At 67.9% G+C, this 20,841-nt stretch carries 15 protein-coding genes; 4 read left to right on the top strand and 11 right to left on the bottom strand.

Translation table 11 applies throughout. The features are described 5' to 3' along the window. Nucleotides 1-72: 72 nt before the first annotated feature. The gene (locus ACTWQO_RS16325) at nt 73-690 is read left to right on the top strand and encodes a GNAT family N-acetyltransferase (RefSeq protein ID WP_443238034.1); all 618 of its coding nucleotides are present in this window, start codon (nt 73-75) and stop codon (nt 688-690) included. Nucleotides 691-762: 72 nt separating this feature from the next. Here ACTWQO_RS16325 and trxA read toward each other — a convergent pair whose 3' ends face one another. The 7 genes from trxA to ACTWQO_RS16290 all read right to left on the bottom strand — a co-directional run bounded on the left by trxA (nt 763) and on the right by ACTWQO_RS16290 (nt 10,456). Continuing rightward, nucleotides 763-1,095, bottom strand: coding sequence for a thioredoxin (gene trxA, locus ACTWQO_RS16320; RefSeq protein WP_123998972.1), 333 nt, complete (start codon nt 1,093-1,095; stop codon nt 763-765). Between the two features lie 41 nt (nt 1,096-1,136). Then, nucleotides 1,137-2,105: a thioredoxin-disulfide reductase gene (trxB, locus tag ACTWQO_RS16315; protein WP_443238033.1), complete on the bottom strand. Its 969-nt coding sequence runs from the start codon at nt 2,103-2,105 to the stop codon at nt 1,137-1,139. Nucleotides 2,106-2,273: 168 nt separating this feature from the next. Continuing rightward, complete coding sequence (locus tag ACTWQO_RS16310) at nt 2,274-3,173, bottom strand: anti-sigma factor family protein (RefSeq protein ID WP_443238032.1); 900 nt, start codon at nt 3,171-3,173, stop codon at nt 2,274-2,276. After that, entirely contained in the window at nt 3,170-3,895 is a 726-nt protein-coding gene (gene sigM / locus ACTWQO_RS16305) for an RNA polymerase sigma factor SigM (RefSeq protein WP_443238031.1), read from the bottom strand. The genes ACTWQO_RS16310 and sigM overlap by 4 nt, the downstream gene beginning before the upstream one ends. Nucleotides 3,896-3,926: 31 nt before the next feature. Continuing rightward, on the bottom strand, nt 3,927-5,645 hold the full coding sequence (locus ACTWQO_RS16300) for a protein kinase family protein (RefSeq protein ID WP_443238030.1): 1,719 nt from the start codon (nt 5,643-5,645) through the stop codon (nt 3,927-3,929). 138 nt (nt 5,646-5,783) lie between these two features. Further along, on the bottom strand, nt 5,784-8,021 hold the full coding sequence (gene murJ, locus ACTWQO_RS16295) for a murein biosynthesis integral membrane protein MurJ (protein WP_443238029.1): 2,238 nt from the start codon (nt 8,019-8,021) through the stop codon (nt 5,784-5,786). A 44-nt stretch (nt 8,022-8,065) separates the two neighbouring features. Then, nucleotides 8,066-10,456, bottom strand: a complete 2,391-nt coding sequence (locus ACTWQO_RS16290; protein ID WP_443238028.1) for a DUF6049 family protein — start codon at nt 10,454-10,456, stop codon at nt 8,066-8,068. 286 nt (nt 10,457-10,742) lie between these two features. Between ACTWQO_RS16290 and ACTWQO_RS16285 the strand changes: the two genes are divergently transcribed. Continuing rightward, nucleotides 10,743-12,209, top strand: a complete 1,467-nt coding sequence (locus tag ACTWQO_RS16285) for a CCA tRNA nucleotidyltransferase (RefSeq protein ID WP_443238027.1) — start codon at nt 10,743-10,745, stop codon at nt 12,207-12,209. Nucleotides 12,210-12,311: 102 nt separating this feature from the next. Here ACTWQO_RS16285 and ACTWQO_RS16280 read toward each other — a convergent pair whose 3' ends face one another. The 4 genes from ACTWQO_RS16280 to ACTWQO_RS16265 form a co-directional block, all read right to left on the bottom strand. After that, on the bottom strand, nt 12,312-12,809 hold the full coding sequence (locus ACTWQO_RS16280; protein WP_443238026.1) for an LppU/SCO3897 family protein: 498 nt from the start codon (nt 12,807-12,809) through the stop codon (nt 12,312-12,314). A gap of 123 nt (nt 12,810-12,932) precedes the next feature. After that, nucleotides 12,933-14,195 (bottom strand): MFS transporter, encoded by a 1,263-nt coding sequence (locus ACTWQO_RS16275; protein ID WP_443238025.1) that lies wholly within the window; start codon nt 14,193-14,195, stop codon nt 12,933-12,935. 79 nt (nt 14,196-14,274) lie between these two features. Beyond that, nucleotides 14,275-15,357 carry an inositol-3-phosphate synthase gene (locus tag ACTWQO_RS16270; protein ID WP_210573491.1) on the bottom strand — a complete coding sequence of 361 codons (1,083 nt, stop codon included), beginning with the start codon at nt 15,355-15,357 and terminating at the stop codon, nt 14,275-14,277. 44 nt (nt 15,358-15,401) lie between these two features. Continuing rightward, the gene (locus tag ACTWQO_RS16265) at nt 15,402-16,082 is read right to left on the bottom strand and encodes a helix-turn-helix transcriptional regulator (protein ID WP_443238024.1); all 681 of its coding nucleotides are present in this window, start codon (nt 16,080-16,082) and stop codon (nt 15,402-15,404) included. 384 nt (nt 16,083-16,466) lie between these two features. Here ACTWQO_RS16265 and ACTWQO_RS16260 point away from each other — a divergent pair, with 384 nt between their 5' ends. Next, nucleotides 16,467-19,154: a transglycosylase domain-containing protein gene (locus tag ACTWQO_RS16260; protein ID WP_443238023.1), complete on the top strand. Its 2,688-nt coding sequence runs from the start codon at nt 16,467-16,469 to the stop codon at nt 19,152-19,154. 121 nt (nt 19,155-19,275) lie between these two features. Further along, nucleotides 19,276-20,793 (top strand): glycosyltransferase family 87 protein, encoded by a 1,518-nt coding sequence (locus ACTWQO_RS16255; RefSeq protein WP_443238022.1) that lies wholly within the window; start codon nt 19,276-19,278, stop codon nt 20,791-20,793. The last annotated feature ends 48 nt before the right edge of the window (nt 20,794-20,841 follow it).

Raw genomic sequence — 20,841 nt, 5'->3', positions numbered from 1 at the left:
CCTGCTCCGGGAGCGAAGCGCCCTGACGGCCGCCCGCGACGCGGCAGGCGAAGGAAGCGAGGAACAGCCTTCATGGGGCGCCGGCTCGTACCGCTCACGCTGGACAACCTTCAGGACCTTCCCAAGCGCTGTCGCACGTGTGTCTTCTGGGAACTGGACCCAGTCAGCGGCGAAGCCGCGGTAAAGGCGGGCACCCCAGCGCTGGAGAAGGAAGCCTGGATCTCCGCCGTCCTGCTGGACTGGGGATCCTGCGGCCGAGTGGTGTACGTCGATGAAGTGCCCGTGGGTTTCGTGCTTTACGCCCCTCCCGCCTACGTCCCCCGGTCGACGGCGTTTCCCACGAGCCCTGTCTCCCCTGATGCCGTGCAGCTGATGACGGCATTCATCATGCCGGGCTACCAGGGCCAGGGGCTGGGCCGAGTGATGGTGCAGACGGTCGCGAAGGATCTGCTGCGCCGGGGCTTCAAGGCGATCGAAGCCTTCGGGGACGCTCGTTGGTCGGAGCCGGCTTGTGTTCTGCCTGCCGACCATTTGACGGCCGTGGGCTTCAAGACGGTCCGGCCTCACCCCACATCTCCGCGACTGCGTCTGGAACTGCGGACGACGCTCTCCTGGAAGGAAGACGTGGAGATGGCGTTGGACCGGTTGCTGGGGGCGGTGCAGAAGGAGCCGGTGCTGCGGCCGCTGTAGAGACCACTCCGACAAACGAATGGGCCAGCCCCCTCAGAGGCTGGCCCATTCGTGTTTCACGTGAAACATCGACTACTCGGCGATGAAGTCCTCGAGGTCGCGGACGATCGCGGCCTTCGGCTTCGCGCCGACGATGGTCTTGGCGACCTCGCCGTTCTGGTAGACGTTCAGCGTCGGGATGGACATGACGCCGTACTTGGCGGCCGTACCCGGGTTCTCATCGATGTTCAGCTTGACGATCTCGATCTTGTCGCCGTACTCGGCGGCGATCGCCTCAAGGGACGGCGCGATCTGGCGGCACGGACCGCACCAAGCGGCCCAGAAGTCCACCAGAACGGGCTTGTCGCTCTTGAGGACGTCCTGCTCGAAAGAGTCGTCGGTTACATGCTTCAGGGTGCCGGCCACGGCGGGCTCCTTAACTGGTTGGTGCGTGGGGCGGAAGGGGGTCAGACAGCGGTCTTCTCGGGCTCGGCGTGCTCCTCGTCCGCCAGGGCGGAGAGGAAGCGCTCGGCGTCGAGAGCGGCGGAGCAGCCGGTGCCGGCCGCGGTGATCGCCTGGCGGTAGGTGTGGTCCACGACATCACCGGCGCCGAAGACACCGGTCAGGTTGGTCCGCGTCGAGGGGGCCTCGACCTTCAGGTAGCCCTCCTCGTCCAGGTCGAGCTGGCCCTTGAAGAGCTCGGTGCGCGGGTCGTGGCCGATCGCGATGAACAGCCCGGTCACCGGCAGGTCCGAGAGCTCGCCGGTCTTGACGTTGCGCAGCTTCAGACCGGACAGCTTCTGCTCGCCCTGGACCTCGGCCACCTCGCTGTCCCAGACGAACTTGATCTTCGGGTCGGCGAACGCGCGCTCCTGCATCGCCTTGGAGGCGCGCAAGGTGTCGCGGCGGTGCACGATCGTCACGGACTTGGCGAAGCGGGAGAGGAAGGTCGCCTCCTCCATCGCGGTGTCACCGCCGCCGATCACGGCGATGTCCTGGTCCTTGAAGAAGAAGCCGTCGCACGTGGCACACCAGGAGACGCCACGCCCGGAGAGAGCGTCCTCGTTCGGCAGGCCCAGCTTGCGGTGCTGCGAGCCGGTCGAGATGATCACAGCCTTCGCCTGGTGGACCGTGCCCGCGGTGTCCGTGACGGTCTTGATCTCACCGGACAGGTCGACGGCCACCACATCGTCCGGGACGAGCTCGGCACCGAAGCGTTCGGCCTGGGCGCGCATGTTGTCCATGAGCTCGGGGCCCATGATGCCGTCCTGGAAGCCCGGGAAGTTCTCCACGTCGGTGGTGTTCATCAGGGCACCACCCGCGGTGACGGCGCCCTCGAACACCAGCGGCTTCAGCGACGCGCGTGCGGTGTACAGCGCCGCCGTGTAGCCGGCGGGCCCGGAGCCGATGATGATCACGTTACGGACGTCGCTCACGGCTTGATTCCTCGTCTCTGGACTGCGTCAGTACGGCCAGTGGAGCCCTCTCGGAACTCTCACCCCACCCAACGGATCCTAAGGGGCGTGCATTCCCGGTGTGCCCGGGCACACGGAGAGTGGACACCGTACGGGATACCACGCAGGACAGAGACGAAGCGTTCGCGCTCAGGAGCGCGTGTAGGAGTCCTTCAGCAGGACCTTGGCTGTGCCGGACGACGGCTGGGCGACGCAGGTGGCATCCATGACGTAGGCAACGACCCGAGTGGGGTCGGCGGGGTCGGGCAGCACGACGAGCATGGCGTCCGTCCCCTGGAAGGTGCCTTTCTCGGTCGCGATTGCCGCGTCGTTGGTGCCGATGCCCTGCTGGATGCACGGCGGGACTGTGGGCTCCCTGAAGATGCGAGGGCTCGCGCTGTCGGGGGTCGACTCCATACCGAGGCTGTGTGGAGCGCGGGAGCCGTTCCCGGCGCTCTGATTCTCGGCAAGGAGATCGGCGACCTGGTTCTCCAGCTTCCCCTCGGAGAATGTGTCGGTCGCGGTGGTCGTGTCGTCGGACGGCTTGCCGTCGTTCAGATACGCCACCAGCACGGAACCGAGACCCAGAGCGGCCACTGCGAAGACGGCACCGAGGACGGTGGCCCTGCGGCGCACGCCCCTCTTGCGTTCCTTGCGGCCCGGGCCCGTGGTCGCGGTGCGGGCGTGCCCTGCCGGACGGGCTGGGGAGACCGATGTTTCACGTGAAACATGAGCACGATGGTCGGGCGTGGAAGCGCCGACGGGTGCCGGGTCATCCGCGGTATCGGGTGCGGTGGCCTGGAGAAGAGCTTCAGCGGCAAGGGCGGCATCGATACGGCTCGCAACATCGTCGGGCATGCGCTGCGGACCCGGCAGTGTGCCGAGGAGGCCCCGGATCTCTTCGAGTGATGCGTGCACATCCGCGCAGAGCTCGCACTCGTCCAGATGCCGCTGTACGTCCGCGGTCCGGTCCGGAGGCAGCAGGCCCTCGGTGAGGTCGGAGATCTCGGCGACGTCCGGGTGCCCGGCCGTGTCTGTCGTGGATGTCACGCTCGCCCACCTCCGCCCTTCACAGCAGCTGAATCACTGGGTCCTGTATCGCGGGAACCGGCGTCATGCGGATCCGCTGCCGGTGGGACGGATGTCCCGTGCACCCGGTTCCGTCCCCGGCCGGGTTCTCTGTCGTCGTCGGCGTTTTCGGACCTCAGATGAGAGACAAGGGGCAGAAGCCGGGCTCTGCCACGGGCACAGCGGCTCTTCACCGTGCCGGTCGGAACGTCGAGGACGCGGGCGGCTTCGGCGACGGGGTAGCCCTGCATGTCCACCAGGACGAGGGCCGCGCGCTGGTCGGGTGGAAGCGTACCGAGCGCTTCGAGGAGCTGGCGGTTCAGATCGTTGCGCTCCGCGGGAGCCGAGGCTGACTCATGCGGCTCCAGCAGCTGCTCCAGACGCTCGGTGTCGTCGACGGGAGAGGTCTTGCGTGAGGCCGCCTTGCGGGCGCGGTCGAGGCAGGCGTTCACCGTGATGCGGTGGAGCCATGTCGTGACGGCCGACTGGCCGCGGAAGGTGTGGGCGGCCCGGTAGGCGGAGACGAGGGCGTCCTGGACCGCGTCAGCGGCCTCCTCGCGGTCACCGAGCGTCCGCAGGGCCACGGCCCAGAGCCGATCACGGTGGCGCCGTACGAGCTCGCCGAAGGCGTCGGGGTCGCCCTCCACATGGCGAGCGAGGAGGTCCTGGTCGCTTGCGTCGCCGTATGCGGTGCCATCTGCCATCGGACCCCCTCCCCTGGAATGCGGTGAGCTGTCAGCCGGTGAACTTCACGTCGGTGATGGCCTGCTTGTAACCGGCGCTGCTGTAGTTGGCGGAATCCTCTCCCGAATACGGCATCGCTGTCAGCCAGACCAGCACGTAGCGACTCTTCACCGGCTTGTCGACCGTCACCTTTGCGGAGGTGCCGCTCGTGGTTGCCTCGCCCAGCTCCTTCATCGAGCTCAGCGGTGTGGACGAATCCAGCGATTCGGTCGCGTACAGCTTGGCGGTGGTGTGAGGGCCGCCGTAGCGGAGGGAGAGCGTCGCGGTCGACACCTCCTGGGCGGAGCCGAGGTCGTAGACGATGCCGACACCGGGCTTGATCACTATTTTCGGGCCGTCGTTGTAGCTGTTGGTCCGCCATCCCGTCGTGGTGCTGCTGTCGTACGTCAGGTCCACGTCGCCGGGATGCTGGGCGTCGCCCTCGGCCACGTACTCCTGGGCACCCTCGATAGGGAGCGGCTTGACGGGTTTGTTCTTGTCGCCGTTCTTCTCGTTTTCTTCCGTCTGCGTCTGGTTGGTGTCCTCGGACTTGTTGCCCTGGTCCATGAGCGCATCGGCGAGCTGCCAGCTGCCCAGGCCCAGGGCCGCGATCAGGAGGGCCGAGACAGCCCACTTCAGCGCCTTGCCGGTGCGGCTCTGCAGCGGAGGCGGCGGCGCCTGTACCGGCTGGGTGGCTCCGGGGCGCGGCGCCTGACGGCCGTACGTGCCCTGCTGGTAGGTCGTGCGCTGATACTCGGGCGGGGCCGTGAACGCCGGCTCCGGCGGGCGGATGCGGGGCATCTCGCCGATCGCCTTCACCAGCTCCTCCGGCGTGGTGCACGGGGACTCGTGGCGGGAGGCGGTCGCGCCGTCGTTGGCGAGTGCGCGCATGGCGAGCTCGGACAGACCGCGGTGTACGCCGGCGCGCACCTGGTCGGGGGCGATCAGACCCACGTCCTTGGGCAGCCCGGACAGGCCGTAGGCGTCGCTCTCGTACGGCCAGCGCTGGGTGAGCGCCGCGTACAGCAGGGCGCCGATGGACTCCGTGTCGGTGCGCTGGGGAGTGTCGGAACTGATGCCGCGCAGCGCGGCGTTCACGGCGAGGCCGCGGATACGCCACTGACCGGACGAGGTGCGCAGGACGGCGTTGGGGTTCAGGCGCAGATGGGCGAGGCCCTCGCGGTGGGCTGCGGCCATCGCGGCGGCCACCTGGCTGACCATCTGGTAGGCGTCGTGCGGCTCCAGCGGCCCGGGGGCGAGGAGCGCGGTCAGCTCGACGGCGTCGGGCAGCCACTCGTGGACGACGTAGACGAGGTCGTTCTCCTCGACGGCGTCGAGGACCTGGACGAACCGGGGGTCGCCGAGCAGGGCGGAGGAGCGGGCCGCTGCCAGGACGGAACGCGCCCGGGTGTGGTCCGCGGGCAGGATATGGACGCCGACCGCGCGACGGAGCTTCTCGTCCACCGCGCGCCAGCTGCTGAATCCGTCCAGACGGGTGACGCATTCCTCGAGTCGGTAGCGTCTGGCGAGTTTGTGGCCGCTGTGCAGTTCGGGTGGTGAGGCTTTTCCGGGACGCTCGGTCCCGCCGCTCCCCTGTGCCTCGTCGATGTCCGTGTCCAGCTCCCGATTCTGGGCCACCCCGTCGGCCGTGGACTGGTCCGCCTGTGCGGTCAGCGGCTCGTCGCCGCTGTTGTCTGCCACGTCGACGGCAGCCGTGCTCCGTTCCGCCACCGTCGTTCCTGCCTCCCCATCCATTACGCGCCGTTCGACTGCCGTGCGCGCCGTCCGACGCCGAAACCAATTGTGCCCACAGTCCGCCGCTATGCACGACACACGGTGGGGGCCGATGGTTGTGCGCGTACCCCAGCTCTAGCGCCCCAGACGCCCGCGGACCATGCCGACGAGCGAGTTGAGCTCCTCGATGCGCATGCGGCGGGCAGCCACGTAGAAGATGCCCAGCAGTACGGCTCCGCCGGCGAGGAGCGCGGCGAAGGAGCCGATGACGCCCTGGCCGAGCGAGCGGCTGATGCCGTAGCAGGCCGCGCCGCTGAGCAGCGCCGCGGGCACCGAGGCGATGCACAGTCTGGCGTACGTCCGCATCACGCGAGTCCCGTCGAGGTCCCCGCCCAGCTTCTTGCGCAGCCGGTTCCAGGCGACGCCGACGCCGATCGCGTAGGCCAGGCCGTACGAGGCTGCCATACCGACCACGGCCCAGCGGGCCGGGAGCAGGACGTAGCAGAGCGCTGAGGCTCCCGCGTTGCCCGCAGCCACGATGACCGTGTTGTAGAACGGGGTGCGGGTGTCCTCGTAGGCATAGAAGGCGCGCAGGACGACGTACTGAATCGAGTAGGGAATCAGGCCGAGGCCGAACGCCATCAGCATGTAGCCCATGTTCGTTGCTTCGCTCGTGCCGGAGGAGCCGAACATCAGCGTGCACATCGGGATGCCGAGCGAGAGGAATCCGAAAGCGAGGGGCACGATCGCCACCGCCGTCGTACGCAGACCCTGCGAGATGTCGTCACGGATGGCACCTGTGTCGTCCTCGGCCGCCGAGCGGGAGATACGGGGCAGCAGGGCAGCCATCAGGGAAACGGTGATGATGGCCTGCGGGAGGCCCCAGATGAGCTGGGCGTTGGCGTAGGCGCTGAAGCCGGTGCCGGGGACACCGGAGTCGGTGATGGCCGCGGTGGCGAGCTGCGTCACGACGAGAGCGCCCGCCTGGTTGGCGAGGACGAAGAAGATCGTCCACTTCGCGAGCATCGCGGCCTTGCCGAGACCGTGGCCCTTCCAGTCAAAGCGGAGCCGCAGCTTGAACCCGGTCTCACGCAAATACGGGATCATCGCGATGGCTTGGACGACGAGACCGAGGAGGACGCCGAGGCCCAGCAGCCGAACGCCCTCCGGCGGGATGTTCGTGACCTGCATGCCGGAGTGTTCAGCGGTGCCGTACACCCACAGGAACGCGCCGAGACTCGCGATGATGACGATGTTGTTCAGGACCGGCGTCCACATCATCGCGCCGAACCGTCCCCGGGCGTTGAGGATCTGCCCCATCACCACATGGATGCCCATGAAGAAGATCGAGGGCAGGAAGAACCGGGTGAAGGTGACGGCGGTGTCGTTTGCCGCAGGATTGTTGGCCAGGGGTGTCGACAGTGCCCGGACCAGGAGTGGGGCGGCGAACATGGCGAGCGCGGTGAGGGCACCGAGGATCACCATGACCAGGGTCAGCAGTCTGTTGGCGTACGCCTCGCCGCCGTCCTCGTCGTCCTTCATGGCACGGACCAGTTGCGGGACGAACACGGAGTTGAGGCCGCCGCCGACGGTCAGAATGTAGATCATCGTCGGCAGCTGGTACGCCACCTGGAAGGACTCGCCCAGCAGGCCCAGGCCCAGCGCCGACACGATCAGCGCGGAGCGGATGAAGCCGGTGAGGCGGGAGACCATCGTGCCCGCCGCCATCACGGCGCTCGACTTCAGCAGACCGCCCGCCCGGCCGGCTTTCTTGGCCGCCGCCGGGGCTGGCGCTGGAGCGGGGGCTTCAGGCGCGGGCGGCGGGGTCGCCGGGGGGTACTGGCCGTACTGTCCCTGCGCCGGGTACTGGCCGGGTACCGACGCCTGCTCGTACTGCGGATGGCCGCTGCCCTGCTGCTGGTCCCGGAAGAGATGCGCGAAGGCGTCCGGCTCGTGGCGCTCCTCGGAGGAGTGGGTGACGAGGTCGTCGACGCCGACGTACTGGGTGGTGCGGGGATCGTCGCCGTATGGCAGGTACTGGGTCGGGCCGTCCGGCTCGGGGGGTGGGGTCTGGGCCCAGACGCGCGGGTCGGGGGCGTACGGGGACTGTGGCGGCTGGGCGTAGAGCTGTTGCGGCGGCGGGTAGGTGCCGGGGGGCGGCGGAGGGTGCGCGGCGCGGTCGTAGAGCGCCTCGGCGACCGGGTCCTGGGCCGAGAGGTCCTGCGCCCGGTAGGGATCCTGGTCGTAGGCGTCCTGGAGGTACATGTCCGCGGGGGGCTGCGGCGGCACCTGGCCGTGCTCGGGCGGCGGGCCCTCGGGGTGCCCCGAGTTGCCCGCGGCCTGGCCGCGGTCACCGTCGTGCGGCGCGTTCATGGTTACCCCACCTCATCGTCCCGGGCCCACCGGCCACGACATCCTCAACGGTCCACTCTCTCACCCGTGCCGGACGGGTCTGCGCTTTCCGCTGGGGTGTCCGGTGCCGGGTCACTCGGCTGCTCCGGGTCGCCTGCCCGGGTCCGGGTGCCGGACTCCTCCTTGAGACGGTCTTCGGGCCCGTCGGGGTTCTGCGGGGTGTCGTCGCCTTCACTCGCCTCGTCGGGGCCGTCTCCATCGGCCTCGCGGGCGGCGGCGCGCTTGCGCTGGGTGTACATGCGGAAGCCGGCCAGGACGAGCAGCAGGACACCGCCGCCGATGACCAGCATGACCGTGGCCGTGAACTCGGTGACCTTCACGTCGAAGGTGACCAGCCGGCCGTACGGCTGGCCGTCCTCCGTGTAGAGCTGGGCGATCACCGTCGCGCGGCCGTTGGCCTTGGCCGAGGTGGTGAACTTCACCGTCTGGCTGTGGCCGCCGGAGACCGTGACGGGCTGCTCCTCGTAGGAATCTCCGCCGATCTCGAGCCGGTTCGGGCTTGTCGACGTGAGCCGCAGCACCAGGTGGTCGACGCCCTGCACCAGATTGTTCTGCACGGTGACGGGGATGGTGGCGCTGCGTCCGGAGAGCTTGGTCTCGGACTTGTCGATCAGCGTGACCTGGCCGGCGAGGTTGTCGAGATATTTCTCCACGTCTTCGCGGAAGCTTGCCGCCTCCTCGGCCCGGCCGCGCCAGGAGGTGGACATCTCGCGGTTCATGGCCCGCCCGAAGGGGGTCACGACACGGGACTGGTCGCTGAGGATCACCTTGAAGTTGTTGAGCTTGTCCTGCGTCGTCGCGATCTGCTGGAAGGCCGACCGGGGCAGCTCCTGCTTGCGCAGCGACGAGGGGTACGCGGAACTCGACGGCACGTCCGTGGTGGCGCCCTCGTCCGGCTCGGCTGCCGCGGCGGCCGTGAGCTCCTGGGACTCGGACCAGGCGCCGCCCTGGAGCGCCGTCACCGCCTCGGCCATCGCCCGGGCCTGCCGGGCCGTCGGCATGCGCTGGGGGGCGACGACGACGCTGCGCTGCTTGTCCGTCTGGAGGTTCATCGTGAGGCTCTGGGCGAGGAACTTCTGCACGGCGAGCGTGGAGGCCGACGCCTTCGTCAGATCGCCCTGGAAGGCCATCGACAGCCGGGTGTCCGCGACCACCGCGGTGATGCCCCCGCCGATCGGGCGCGCTGCCGAGGGCGTGTACGGCAGTCCGCCCGTCTCCTCCAGGCTGTCGCTGCGGGCGATCACCTTGTCCGCTCCGGCCGAAGTGGCGACCTTGACGATCGACGGGTCGACGGCGCCGTTCACGGGCCAGGCGAAGTCCGTGATCGGTTCCACGTGGAGGATCGTCTCGACCGTGTTGGCGGCGACGTCGGTGGCTTCCTTGAGATGGCTCAGCGAGCCGGTGACGCTGGTGCCGTTGTGGGCGATGGAGGCCAGGTCCGGGTCGGCGAAGGGAAGAGCGACGACCTCCTTGTCGACGACCGCCTCCTGAAGCGAGGCGAGCCACTTCTTCGCAACCGCCTGATGGGCGCCGGCCGTGGTGGTGCCGTCCTCGTTCTTCACCCGGTAGCCACGCGTCATCGCATCGACCGATGCCAGCAGGTCCGGGTCGATCACCCAGGTGACGTCGAGGTTCTTGCCCAGGGCCAGGAGCTGGTTCAGCCGGCCGCCCGGGGAGATCTCCTTGGCGAGGTCGTCATTGAGGAAGACCGGAGTCTGCTGCTCGTTCGATCCCGTCTCCGCCGTCATGTGGACCGTGGAGACGAGTGGCCACAGGACGGTCGTCTTCGTCCTGGTGTCGGCCTCGCCGGACTGCCAGGGCAGGAAGGTCCGCTGGATGCCGAGTACCTGATCCCATGGTTGCGCGGACGTCTCGCCGGAGAGTGAGACGGCGAACTGGTAGACCCCGTCCGCGCCGAGATCCAGCTCGTCGACCGGGACGGAGATGCTGAAGCGCTCGGAGACGCCCGGCGTGAGCTTCGAGAACTCCTCGACGGACTCCCCGCCGACCGGTGAGCCGTCGGCGCCCTCCTGGTAGCCGGTGCGCTGGGCGGCGCTGTCGATGGCGGAGCGAGTGGTCAGCCGGGGGCCCAGGCGCAGGTCGACTTCGGCGCCGGTGACGTCCTGCTTGCCGTTGTTGGTCACCGTGCCGGAGACGGTCAGGGTGTCGCCCTCGACGGGGGCGACGGGGGTGAGCGAGTCGACGGCGACGGCCACCGTGCTCGAGCCGGAGGCGGCCTTCAGGGAGGTCTGTCCGGCGGCGTCCGCCGGCGTGGCGGCGGGCAGCTGGAGCAGCCCGGTCAGCAGGGGCGCCCCGGCGAGCAATGCTGCCGTGCGCCGCAGCCACCGGCGGGCAGGTGAGGGACTGGTCCCCTGGAATTCTGCCGCCTCGGCCACGCGCTCGTCCGTCCCTCGTCGTCGTCAGTGGTCGTCGGAATGTCCGCCCACGCATGGTAACGATGCGCGCTGAGAGGAAGTGCCGCGGACCGCTCCACAAGATCGGTGGACGGCGCCGGGCTGTCCCGTATGTGCCCGTATAAAGGAGGAGTGTCTCCGCTCGCCGCAAGGACGGATCTTGTGCGCGTATCAGGGAGGCGAGGTGCCCGTCCGCTTTGGGGTGTGATGTCTTCCCCCCTTTAATAAGGGCGCTGGGGGTCGCCCGGGCCACGTACCCTCTTCTGTTGTGCCGAACGCCAACGAAGACAACCTCAGTGCCCTGAGCCAGGTGCAGCACCGCGCGGTCAGTGAACTGCTGCGGATCGCTCCTGTCGCCGACGACCTCGCCCGCCGCTTCCAGGAAGCCGGGTTCTCACTCGCTCTGGTCGGCGGATCGGTCAGGGACGCGTTGCTCGGCCGGCTCGGCAACGACCTCGACTTCACGACTGATGCCCGCCCCGAGGAAGTACTGAAGATCGTGCGCCCGTGGGCGGACGCCGTGTGGGAGGTCGGGATCGCCTTCGGGACCGTCGGGGTCCAGAAGGACGCCCGCGTCGGAGACACTGATCGACGCTTTCAGATCGAGGTGACCACCTACCGGTCCGAGGCGTACGACCGGACCTCACGCAAGCCCGAGGTGTCGTACGGCGACTCCATCGAGGAGGACCTCGTCCGGCGCGACTTCACGGTGAACGCGATGGCGGTCGCGCTTCCGGAGAAGGAGTTCATCGACCCGCACGGTGGTCTCAAGGACCTCGCGGAGCGTGTGCTGCGTACTCCGGGCACCCCAGAGGAGTCCTTCTCGGACGATCCGCTGCGGATGATGCGGGCCGCGCGCTTCGCCGCACAGCTCGACTTCGAGGTGGCTCCCGAGGTCGTCACGGCGATGAACGAGATGGCCGGGCGCATTGAGATCGTCTCGGCCGAGCGGGTCCGGGACGAGCTGAACAAGCTGATCCTTTCCGCGCACCCGCGCAAGGGGCTGACGCTGCTGGTCGACACCGGACTCGCCGACCACGTACTGCCCGAGCTTCCGGCACTCCGTCTGGAACGCGACGAGCACCACCGGCACAAGGATGTCTACGACCACACGCTGATCGTTCTGGAACAGGCGATGGCGCTCGAGGACGACGGCCCGGACCTCACGCTCCGCCTCGCCGCGCTGCTGCATGACATCGGTAAGCCCCGCACCCGTCGCTTCGAGAGCGATGGCCGGGTCTCCTTCCACCACCACGAAGTGGTCGGCGCGAAGATGACCAAGAAGCGGATGACGGAGCTGAAGTACTCCAACGAGCTCGTGAAGGACGTCTCCCGTCTGGTCGAACTCCACCTCCGCTTCCACGGCTACGGCACCGGAGAGTGGACCGACTCCGCGGTCCGCCGCTACGTCCGTGATGCCGGCCCCCTCCTCGACCGCCTGCACAAGCTGACCCGCTCGGACTGCACGACCCGCAACAAGCGCAGGGCGGCGGCCCTGGCGCGGGCGTACGACGGACTGGAGGACCGCATCGCTCAACTCCAGGAGCAGGAGGAGCTGGACTCGATCCGCCCCGACCTCGACGGCAACCAGATCATGGAGATCCTCGGGGTTGGACCGGGGCCGGTCGTCGGGCGTGCGTACAAGCACATGCTGGAGCTTCGGCTGGAGAACGGGCCGATGGACAATGACGCAGCGGTGGCGGCACTCAAGGAGTGGTGGGCCGAGCAGGGCTGAGGATGTGGAACGGGGGCATGTTTCACGTGAAACATGCCCCCGTTCAGGACGCACGAGAGGGGCGATGTTTCACGTGAAACATCGCCCCTCTCGATGTCTGCCCTACTTGGCGTAGTCCTTCAGGCAGAGCAGGAAGTCACTGCCATCGCCGCTCTCGGTGTACACGTACTGGAAGTCCTTGGCCTTGGCCTCGCACTTTGAGCTGGCCACGGCGTCAGTGGTGTACGAGCCTTCGATCTTGGCCAGCACCACGTACTCGGCGTCCGCAGAGCCGCACTCGACGACCTCGAGGTCCGGGTTGCTGTCGCTGGTGCTGCCGCGGTGCATGCAGTCGCCCACCGCGGCGGTGTTGGCGTCATCCCGGCTGGCGAGGATGCCGCCGATGACCACACCGATGACCACCACACCGATCACGATGTTCTTGATCGTCTTGAAGCTGAGCTTGCGGCCGGACGGCTGCGGTGGGACCGGCGCATAGGGCGAGGCGCCCTGCTGCGGATAGCCGCCCTGGGGCGGGTACGGAGCCTGGCCCTGCGGCTGGCCGTAAGGGTTCTGGCCCTGCGCGAATGGGTTCTGGCCCTGGGGCGGCGGAGTTGTCACTGGGGTCCCCCCTGAAAAAGGATGCGTGACGCGGACATGGCGTCGAAATAAGACGCACGTAAGTTATCGGCCTCCGCTGACAATTCCGTATCCGGGAGTGACTCTGTGGCACTGATGTGACACTTACTGGCGTTCAAATCGGGCCAAAGTGGCGGCAACTGCCGCGTAGATAACGGCCACTGTGACCACCAGCGGCACCGACCGACCGTCCGGCGGCAGCATCACGGCGGCCACCGCTGCGGCGCCGACGAAGGCGGCGTTGAACAGGACGTCGTAGGCGGAGAAGACGCGACCGCGGAAGCCGTCGTCGACCAAGGACTGCACGATCGTGTCCGTGGCGATCTTCGCCCCCTGCGTGGTGAGGCCCAGGACGAATGCCGCGACCAGCATGGGAGCCGTGGCGAACGGCAGGCCCAGGACGAGTTCCAGGACCGCGGCCGCCGCGGCACACACGACGATCCAGCGGCCGGGTCCGAGTCGTCCCGCCGCCCAGGGCGTCAGCACCGCCGCCGCGAAGAAGCCGGCACCGGAAATGGCCAACGCCAGTCCCAGCAGGGCGAGTCCGTCCTCCGAGGTGGACGTGAAGGCGTACCGGCAGAGCATCAGCAGCATGACCGTCAGGGCGCCGTAGCAGAACCGCATCATCGTCATCGCGCAGAGCGCCCACGTCGCCTCCCGGCGCTGCGGCGCGGCGAGATGGCGTACACCTGCTGCCAGGTCGCGTGCGGTGCCGGAGAGTGCGGCGGTGAGGCGGGGCTGGACCAGTTCCCGGTCGGGACCCAGCAGGTCCCGGGCCATGCTCAGCGAAGCCAGCCCGGCGCACAGATACAGCACGGCGCCCAGCAGCACCACGGCCGCGTCGGAGTCGGCGCCCAGCAGGCGTACGAGAAAGGCGAGGCCGCCGCCGACGGTCGCGGCGAGCGTTCCGGCGGTCGGGGACAGGGAGTTGGCGATCACCAGCCGGTCGGCGTCGACCACGCGGGGCAGCGCGGCGGACAGGCCCGCCAGGACGAAGCGGTTGACAGCGGTGACGCACAGGGCGGAGACGTAGAAGAGCCAGTCCGGGACGTCGCTGACGATCAGGGCGGCGGTCGCCGACGCCAGCAGGGCGCGCAGCAGGCTGCAGTACAGGAGGACCTGACGGCGGCGCCAGCGGTCCAGCAGGACGCCGGCGAAGGGGCCGACCAGGGAGTACGGCAGGAGCAGGACCGCCATCGCGGAGGCGATCGCGGCGGCCGACGTCTGTTTCTCGGGCGAGAAGACGACGTAGGAGGCGAGTGCGACCTGGTAGATGCCGTCGGCTCCCTGGGACAGCAGGCGTACGGCGAGCAGACGCCGGAAGCCCTGGAAGCGCAGGAGGACGCGCAGGTCACGGACGACGGCCATGGGGCACAGCCTCACATACGGGGAGGGTCCCCGGGCGGAATGCCTCGGGGACCCTCACCATCGAGCAAGACCTGGGTCTTTAGCGCTCGACCTCACCCTGGATGAACTTCTCCACGTTCTCCCGGGCCTCGTCGTCGAAGTACTGGACCGGCGGGGACTTCATGAAGTAGCTCGACGCCGACAGGATCGGGCCACCGATGCCGCGGTCCTTGGCGATCTTCGCGGCGCGCAGGGCGTCGATGATGACGCCGGCCGAGTTCGGGGAGTCCCAGACCTCGAGCTTGTACTCCAGGTTCAGCGGGACGTCACCGAAGGCGCGGCCCTCCAGGCGGACGTACGCCCACTTGCGGTCGTCCAGCCAGGCGACGTAGTCGGACGGGCCGATGTGGACGTTGTCCGCGCCCATGTCGCGGTCGCGGATCTGGGAGGTGACGGCCTGCGTCTTGGAGATCTTCTTGGACTCCAGGCGCTCGCGCTCGAGCATGTTCTTGAAGTCCATGTTGCCGCCGACGTTCAGCTGCATCGTGCGGTCCAGGACGACGCCGCGGTCCTCGAACAGCTTCGCCATGACGCGGTGCGTGATGGTGGCACCGACCTGCGACTTGATGTCGTCGCCGACGATCGGCACGCCCGCCTCGGTGAACTTGTCCGCCCATTCCTTGGTGCCGGCGATGAAGACCGGGAGGGCGTTGACGAAGGCGACCTTGGCGTCGATGGCGCACTGGGCGTAGAACTTCGCCGCGTCCTCGGAACCGACGGGCAGGTAGCAGACGAGGACGTCGACCTGCTTGTCCTTGAGGATCTGGACGACGTCGACCGGCGTCTCGGCGGACTCCTCGATGGTCTCGCGGTAGTACTTGCCGAGGCCGTCGAGGGTGTGGCCGCGCTGGACGGTCACGCCGGTGTTCGGCACGTCGCAGATCTTGATGGTGTTGTTCTCGGAGGCGCCGATGGCGTCCGCGAGGTCGAGGCCGACCTTCTTCGCATCGACATCGAACGCGGCGACGAACTCCACGTCACGGACGTGGTACTCGCCGAACTGCACGTGCATGAGGCCGGGCACCTTCGACGCCGGATCGGCGTCCTTGTAGTACTCGACTCCCTGCACCAGCGACGCGGCGCAGTTGCCCACGCCGACGACGGCTACGCGAACCGAACCCATTCCGGTTGCTCCCTGTGTGTACGAGTGAGGCCCTGGCAGGGGTCTCACGTGGTGGTGTCGCCGGGCGTATCCGGCCCGGGGGTGTCCCCGGGCCGGGGCAGGACGCCCGGCGCTCCCTCTGTGGTGTCGCGAGCGACTTCTCCGTGGGCGGGACCCTTCAGGTCCCGGCCCGCCCGCTCACTTTCGATGAGCTCGTTCAGCCAGCGCACTTCGCGCTCCACGGACTCCATCCCGTGGCGCTGGAGCTCGAGTGTGTAGTCGTCGAGGCGCTCCCGGGTGCGCGCCAGAGAGGCGCGCATCTTCTCCAGGCGCTCCTCCAGCCGGCTGCGTCGCCCCTCTAGTACGCGCATGCGTACGTCGCGCGACGTCTGCCCGAAGAAGGCGAAGCGAGCGGCGAAGTGCTCGTCCTCGTACACATCGGGCCCGGTCTGCGAGAGCAGTTCCTCGAAGTGCTCCTTACCTTCCGCCGTCAGCCGGTAGACGATCTTGGCGCGGCGGCCGGTGAGGGGCGCGGCGAGGGCGTCCTCGGTGGTGTTCCCCGGCTCTTCGATCAACCAGCCGTTGGCGACCAGCGTCTTGAGGCAGGGGTAGAGCGTCCCGTAGCTGAACGCACGGAACACACCCAGTGACGTATTGAGTCGTTTGCGCAGCTCGTAGCCGTGCATCGGGGATTCGCGGAGCAGGCCGAGTACGGCGAACTCGAGGATCCCGGAACGCCGGCTCATCGTCGCCTCCTCTCTGCCGCGGCCCGTGCGACGGGCGCCTTGACGGCCCTTATGTCGTGCTGATGTATCGACTCGATACATCACGACGATAGAACGGCCTTCCGGATGCGACAAGAGGGAGGACGGTGAACGGGATCACATCACCGATTCGTAGGAAGTAAGTTGCCTGTTTTGGGGTGAACTTCGGTGCTAGGTGGGTTTTGACGGTGCGTAGTCTGTGCGGCATGCAGACCACCGGGAACCGAGTGACGCCTGGGGACGTCCTCGTCCCTGGTGCAGTACGGGTGAATGCAGGACCGACCACATCCGTACTTCGGGGGGACCGGAAACCTGCCGCCGTTTCCAGGCGCGCCACGGTGCGCCTGCCCTAGGAGTAGTCGTTCGATGAGCGAGCACCGTCGCAAACCGCCGCAGCCGCAGGGAGGCGGACGTGCCGCGGCCCGACGCGGCCAGTCCGGCTTGCCCACCGGCCGCCGCGCGGCACCGCGAGGCGCAACCGGGTCGCCTTCCGACTCGTACGGGTCGGGTTCCGGGTCGGGAGCCGAGGAGCGGCCGTACGGCGGCCGCGCCGAGGCCCGGCGTGCGGCCCAGAGAAGCGCAGGCGGCCGCCGCAGAGCGGCCGACCCTGGCCGGAGCGCCCGAGGCGCCGGCCCAGGCGGTCCGAATGGTCCTGGACGAGGAAGAGGGCGATCGGCTCCTCCGGGCCGGAAGAGGCTCGTCGACTACCCCCGGGCCGGCAAGTACGGGTGGCGCCGCTGGGTGCCCTCCTGGAAGCTCGTCTCCGGCCTGTGCATCGGCTTCTTCGGCAGCTTGGTGGCCGTGGCGGGCATCGGCTACGCGATGGTGGGCATCCCCGACATCCAGAAGACTGCCGAGGCGCAGAACAACGTCTTCTACTGGGCCGACGGCACCGAGATGGTCTCCACGGGTGGTGAGACGAACCGTCAGATCGTCAACCTCTCGCAGATCCCCAAGGCGATGCAGTACGCGGTCATCTCCCAGGAGAACAAGACCTTCTACACCGACAACGGCATCGACCTGAAGGGCATCGGCCGTGCCGTGTTCAACATGGCCCGGGGCGGCGAGACGCAGGGTGGCTCCACGATCACCCAGCAGTACGTCAAGAACGCGATGCTCAACGATCAGTCGCAGACCGTCTCCCGGAAGTTCCAGGAGATCTTCGTCTCGGTCAAGGTGGGAGCGAAGCTCTCCAAGGACGAGATCATGGCCGGCTACCTGAATTCCGCCTACTACGGCCGCGGGGCCTACGGCATCCAGGCGGCCGCGCGCGCGTACTTCAACAAGGACGCCGTCGACCTGAACGAGGGCGAGTGTGCCTTCCTGGCGGCGACGCTCAAGGGCGCCACGTACTACGACCCGGCGGGTTCGCCCTCCATCGACCCGGTCGGGGCCAGTGCCGACGCGAACAAGCGGCGCGCAAAGATCCAGATGCAGGACACCCTGGACAAGATGGTCGAGTACGGCCATCTGGATGCCGCGACGCGGGCCAAGTACACCGAGCTTCCCAAGACCCAGAGTCCGCGCTCGAACGCCGCGCTGAGCGGCCAGGTCGGTTATCTCGTCGACCTGGCCAAAGCGTATCTGGTCAACAACACGAAGATCACTGAGGACGACCTGCAGAAGGGCGGCTACTCGATCTACACGACCTTCGACAAGAAGAAGGTCAAGGAGCTCGAGGACTCGGTCAAGAAGGTCCAGAAGGCCAACATCGACCCCAAGAAGCGCCCGAAGACGGACACCCACGTCCAGTTCGGCGGTGCCTCCATCAGCCCGAAGACCGGCGCGATCAAGGCCATCTACGGTGGTGAGGACGCGACCAAGCACTTCACCAACAACGCCGATGTCACCGGCGCCCAGGTCGGTTCGACGTTCAAGCCGTTCGTGCTCGCGGCGGCGATGACGTGGGGGGTACGGGACCCGGAGCTGGGTCCGACCCAGGCGCAGGACGAGCGGACCCAGGTGTCCCCGAAGAGCCTGTTCAGCGGCAAGAACAAGCTGAAGATCAAGGATTACACCGGAGAGGTCTGGCAGAACGAGAAGGGCAAGGAGTGGCTGCAGGTCAATGACGGCGACAAGTCGTACGGCACTCCGCCCGACTACCAGATCGATCTCCGTGAGGCGATGCGGGAGTCGGTGAACTCCGCCTTTGTGCAGCTCGGCATGGACGTCGGCCTGGACAAGGTGAAGGAGGCCTCCATGAACGCCGGCCTCAAGGAGGACAGCCTGGCCGGCACCAACTACCCGACGTTCTCCATCGGCACCTCCGACCCCAGCGCGATCCGTATGGCGGGTGCGTACGCAACGTTCGCGGCCAGCGGCAAGCAGCGTGAACCGTTCTCCGTGGAGAAGGTCACGAGCAAGGACGGCACGATCTTCACGCACGAGACCAAGACCAAGGAGGCGTTCACCGAGGACGTCGCCGACAACGTCACGGACGTCCTGAAGACGGTCGTCGATGACGGAACGGGTACCAACGCCCAGCTGACCGGGCGCGATGTGGCCGGCAAGACCGGTACCACCGACGGCAACAAGTCCGCCTGGTTCGTCGGCTACACCCCGCAGCTGTCCACGTCGATCACCATGTTCCGGTACGACGACGATGAGACCAAGAAGAACCGTACGTTCCTGGAGATGTACGGCACAGGTGACCAGGATTCGATCCACGGCGCCTCGTTCCCGGCCGAGATCTGGCACGACTACATGGATGCGGCGCTGAAGGGCGAGCCTGCGATGGACTTCCCGACGCCCAAGCCCATTGGAAAGGTCATCAACGAGCCAACGCCGACCCCCACTCCCACCATCACGGAAACGCAGGAGGAGAGCCCGACGCCGACTCCGACGCCCAGTCAGCCCTCTCCGTCGCCTACGCCCACGGAGAGCGAGAACTGTGGCTTCTTCGGCTGTGAGGACGGCGGCACCGAGACGGGTGGTGCGGACGCCGGAGGTGCGGACGGAGGTGTGACGGCCTCACCGACGCCTACAGATACGGGCGACGAGGGCGGAAACAACGGCAATGGCAACGGAGGCTTCTTGGGAGGCTCAACCGGTTAGCCGCCGGATCGTCCGGTGTGAGTGTTTCACGTGAAACACCCGGATGTTTCACGTGAAACGAGGGCCGCCGCACCCACGAGGTGCGGCGGCCCTCGGCGTATTCCTAGGTCGGTACGGCAGGATGTGCCCTATGCCCAGCGCAGAATCGACGCAAGCGAGCGTGCACGAGCCGGCCCCGGTACCGCCGACCAAGACCGATGAGGTCGCGGCCACCGGCAGTGAGCTGATCGGCGGGCCCATCGGCCGGCGCGCCCTGCTCGGGACGTCCTGGTGGACCCCCGTGCGGGTCGTCGCGCTAGTGGCGATCGGTATGTTCGCCCTCGGCCTGGTCCAGAAGGCGCCCTGCTACAACGGCGCCTGGTTCTTCGGCGCCAGCTCGCAGTACACGCACGCGTGCTACTCGGACATCCCGCACCTCTATCAGGGGCGCGGGTTCGCCGACGGGCTTGTGCCGTACTTCGACAAGCTCTCCGGCGATATGCAGTACCTCGAGTACCCGGTGCTGACCGGAGTGTTCATGGAGGTGGCTGCCTGGCTCACGCCCGGCAGCGGCAGCATCCAGGACCAGGAGCAGTGGTACTGGATGGTCAACTCCGGGCTGCTGATGGTGTGCGCCGTCGTCATCGCCGTCTGTGTGACCCGTACGCATGCCCGGCGGCCCTGGGACGGTCTGCTGGTCGCTCTGGCGCCCGCCTTCGCGCTGACCGCCACCATCAACTGGGACCTGCTGGCGGTCGCTCTGACGGCCGCGGCGATGCTGATGTGGTCGCGGGGCCGCTCGCTCGCCTTCGGTGTCCTCCTGGGGCTTGCCACGGCCGCCAAGCTCTATCCCTTCCTGCTGCTCGGGCCGCTGCTTGTGCTCTGCTGGCGCGCGGGCAAATGGCGGGAGTTCGGCACGGCGCTGGGAGGGGCGGTCGTCGCCTGGCTGGTCGTGAACCTGCCGGTGATGCTGTTCGCCTTCGAAGGCTGGTCGAAGTTCTACGAGTTCAGCCAGGAGCGGGGCGTCGACTTCGGCTCCTTCTGGCTGATCATGGCCCAGAACTCGTCCAACCCGCTCAGCACCGACACCGTCAACACGCTCGCCACACTGCTGATGCTGGTGTGCTGCGCGGGCATTGCGGCGCTCACGCTGACCGCACCGCGCCGTCCGCGCTTCGCCCAACTCGCCTTCCTGATCGTCGCGGCTTTCATCCTCACCAACAAGGTCTACTCCCCGCAGTACGTCCTGTGGCTGATCCCGCTGGCCGCGCTGGCCCGGCCGAAGTGGCGGGACTTCCTGATCTGGCAGGCCTGCGAGGTGGCGTACTTCCTGGGCATCTGGCTGTACCTCGCCTACACGACCAGCGGAGACGCCCACAAGGGCCTTCCGACCGACGGCTACCACTGGGCCATCGCCGTGCACCTGCTGGGCACGCTGTACCTGTGCGTGGTGATCGTGCGCGACATCCTCATGCCGGAGCGGGACATGGTGCGCAGGGCGGGCGACGACGACCCCTCGGGAGGGGTACTCGACGGTGCTGAGGACGTCTTCGTGCTCGGCGCTGCCGCCCATCCGCCGCGGCACGCGGCTCAGTTCGAAGGAGCTCAGGTGGAGTGGGGCAGCGCACACCCGGGGCCGCCAGAGGGGCGTTCGCTCTGAGCGAACAGAGCGGACGCGGGCTACGCAAAAGGCCGTACACGGTGTTTC

The organism is Streptomyces sp. 4N124 (assembly GCF_052245395.1).
Taxonomy (GTDB): Bacteria; Actinomycetota; Actinomycetes; order Streptomycetales; family Streptomycetaceae; genus Streptomyces.
The sequence above is the reverse complement of the archived record's forward strand: the minus strand, read 5'-3'. Positions and strand labels throughout refer to the sequence as shown.

Excerpts from the sequence above, each read along its gene's own strand:
- ACTWQO_RS16325 (WP_443238034.1), top strand. The coding sequence starts at position 73 with ATGGGGCGCCGGCTCGTACCGCTCACGCTGGACAACCTTCAGGACCTT.
- sigM (WP_443238031.1), bottom strand. The coding sequence starts at position 3,895 with ATGGCAGATGGCACCGCATACGGCGACGCAAGCGACCAGGACCTCCTC.
- murJ (WP_443238029.1), bottom strand. The coding sequence starts at position 8,021 with ATGAACGCGCCGCACGACGGTGACCGCGGCCAGGCCGCGGGCAACTCG.
- ACTWQO_RS16275 (WP_443238025.1), bottom strand. The coding sequence starts at position 14,195 with ATGGCCGTCGTCCGTGACCTGCGCGTCCTCCTGCGCTTCCAGGGCTTC.
- ACTWQO_RS16270 (WP_210573491.1), bottom strand. The coding sequence starts at position 15,357 with ATGGGTTCGGTTCGCGTAGCCGTCGTCGGCGTGGGCAACTGCGCCGCG.
- ACTWQO_RS16265 (WP_443238024.1), bottom strand. The coding sequence starts at position 16,082 with ATGAGCCGGCGTTCCGGGATCCTCGAGTTCGCCGTACTCGGCCTGCTC.
- ACTWQO_RS16260 (WP_443238023.1), top strand. The coding sequence starts at position 16,467 with ATGAGCGAGCACCGTCGCAAACCGCCGCAGCCGCAGGGAGGCGGACGT.
- ACTWQO_RS16255 (WP_443238022.1), top strand. The coding sequence starts at position 19,276 with ATGTGCCCTATGCCCAGCGCAGAATCGACGCAAGCGAGCGTGCACGAG.